General features: G+C 57.5%; 2 protein-coding genes. Both read left to right on the top strand.

The genetic code is table 11. The features are described 5' to 3' along the window. Positions 1-481 (top strand): DUF5372 family protein (locus MOV63_RS32330; RefSeq protein WP_247039826.1); only part of this gene is annotated, 481 nt, incomplete at its 5' end. Continuing rightward, positions 478-2,553, top strand: coding sequence for a recombinase family protein (locus tag MOV63_RS32325; protein WP_247039825.1), 2,076 nt, complete (start codon positions 478-480; stop codon positions 2,551-2,553). The genes MOV63_RS32330 and MOV63_RS32325, both read left to right, overlap by 4 nt. Positions 2,554-2,590 lie beyond the last annotated feature (37 nt).

The following is a 2,590-nucleotide window of genomic DNA, read 5'->3' as shown; positions in this document are numbered from 1 at the left end:
TCCAAGCCGGGTTCATGGTGCCGGGTTTCTGACGTTCGAAGCAAGGGTCACTTATCCCTTCCACCCCCTGGTTGGCCAAACCGTATTGGTAACCGGCAGCCATCAGCACGACGGCGTTGACTATTTTCTCATCCGGCAATCCCACGGTGGTTCATTTCAAATTCCCGCATGGATGTTCGATCCTGAGGCAAGTTCGATCGAGATTGTAGCTGAGCTGCGCCTTTCGGCAACCAAGCTCGTTGAATTGCGTGCTTTCGTCGATTCTCTCGTAACCTGTTGCTCGGTGCAAGAAGCCGAAGGGATAGGCCATGAGAAAGCAATTTCGCATGCAATTGGATCTGTTCGCCACAGCCAGGCCCGTGAATCTGAGCGACAACCAGCGCCGGGAAGCATTAACACTCCTGCAACTACTGCTGACGGAAGCGGCCGCAAAGCTGCCCGCCGAGCGATGCGTCGACGGCAGAAAGGAGGCGGACAATGAGTAAGATCACCGCCGAACATCTTGCCCTCAGCGCCTTCGTCTACGTCCGGCAGTCGACGGCATACCAAGTTGCCAATAATCTGGAAAGCCAAAGACGGCAGTATAGCCTGGCTGAGCGCGCTCGACGGTTGGGTTGGGAGACCGTCGAGATCGTGGACGATGACCTTGGACGATCCGGAAGTGGCACCGCACGGCCGGGATTCGAGAAACTGCTGGCCGCAATATGTGATGGTCGGGTGGGAGCAGTCGTCTCGCTTGAGGCGTCACGTCTGGCACGCAACGGTCGTGATTGGCACACTCTGCTGGAATTTTGTGGCCTGGTCGGCACGCTTATTGTCGATGAAGAAGCCATTTATGATCCGCGTTCGCCTAACGATCGTCTCCTTCTTGGCATGAAGGGCACGATGAGCGAGATGGAGTTGTCCGTGTTTCGGCAACGATCCGTTGAAGCCATGCGCCAAAAAGCGCGGCGCGGCGAACTTCATCTGACCGTTGCCGTCGGATACGTGAAGACGGATGATGTCCGTGTCGAGAAGGATCCGGATCGGCGCGTTCAGGAGAGCATTCTGCTCGTCTTCCGTAAATTCGCCGAACTTCAGACCGTCCGCCAAGTGTTACTCTGGTTCAGGCAGGAGAATGTCTTGGTCCCGTCCGTCATGCAAGGACGCGGCAAACGGCCGATCGAGTGGAAAGCCCCGGTCTACCACACACTTCATCACATACTGACGAACCCGGTATACGCCGGCTCCTACGCCTACGGTCGGCGTGCGACACGTGTGATGATCAAGGATGGGCGGAAGCGGGTCACGCGTGATACGCTGCGTCGCAATTCGAAAGACTGGGACGTTTTGATCCACGACCATCACGAAGGCTATATTGGCTGGGCCGAATTCGAAAGGAATCAGCATCTGATCGCCGAGAACGCGAATGGAAAAAGCTATATGGGGCGGGGTTCGATAAGACGCGGCGAAGCTTTGTTGCCTGGACTATTCCGTTGCGGTCGCTGCGGTCGCCGACTGCACATTCAATACTCCGGGAAAGGCGGCAATACGCAGCGGTATGTGTGTCGCGGCACGTTCGGCGCCATGGCGGTCGGCAACTGTATCGGGTTCGGCGGCATGCGGGTCGATCGGGCCGTCGCGCAGGAGGTGATCGAGCGATTGCAACCTCTGGGAATCGAGGCGGCCTTGCGGGCGATGGAGGCGCACACGCAGCGTCATAGCGACAAGCAACAGCAACTCGAGAACTCAATCAAGCAAGCACAATATGAGGCTGCCAGGGCGCGCCGCCAGTATGATGCCGTCGATCCGGACAATCGGTTGGTCGCAGGCGAACTGGAGCGGCGCTGGAATGAGAAGCTGATCCAATTGCGTGATCTCGAGGTCCAGCTCGAGATGCTCTCGACTGACCGTGACACGCCCGTTTTATCGGCCGACGACCATACAAGATTGATGACGCTCGGTAGGGATCTGGGTAAGGCATGGGACAGTCCCGACGCGTCTATCGAGACACGCAAAAAGATCATTCGGCTGCTGATCAAGGAAATCATTGTCGATACCGTTGACGACACATTGGCGCTCGTCATTCATTGGCAGGGTGGCGATCACACCCGAATGACGGTGAAGAAGAACAAGATCGGCCAGACCCGCTGGGCAGTTAAGGCTGATGTTGTCGATCTCGTTCGCGCCTTGGCGAGGCAGTTGCCCGATTTGTCGATCGCAGCGATCTTGAATCGATCCGGCAAGCGGACCGGGCATGGCGCCAGTTGGACGCGAAGCCACGTCTGTAGTCTTCGCAACATCCACGGCATCTCCGTCTATCGAGAAGGTGAACGGGCCGAACGCGATGAGAGAACCCTCGACGAGGCCGCCGCCATTCTGAAGGTGAGTCGAGCTACGGCCTACCGGATGGTCAGCAGCGGCGTCCTTCCCGCGCGCCAGTTATGCACCGGAGCGCCTTGGATCATCAAACTTTCCGACCTTCAACACGACACCGTGCGCCACGAGGCCGATGCCAGGCGATCACGGCGTCCGATATCTCACAACCCACTTCAAAATCCCCTTTTATTATAAGGACATCATCAGATGAGCAGTATGTCGCGCCGCCGTC

Origin of the sequence: Neorhizobium sp. SHOUNA12A (assembly GCF_023006505.1) — a bacterium.
Lineage (GTDB): Bacteria > Pseudomonadota > Alphaproteobacteria > Rhizobiales > Rhizobiaceae > Neorhizobium.
Note: the sequence above shows the minus strand (reverse complement) of the source record. Positions and strands in the feature narration are given on the sequence as shown.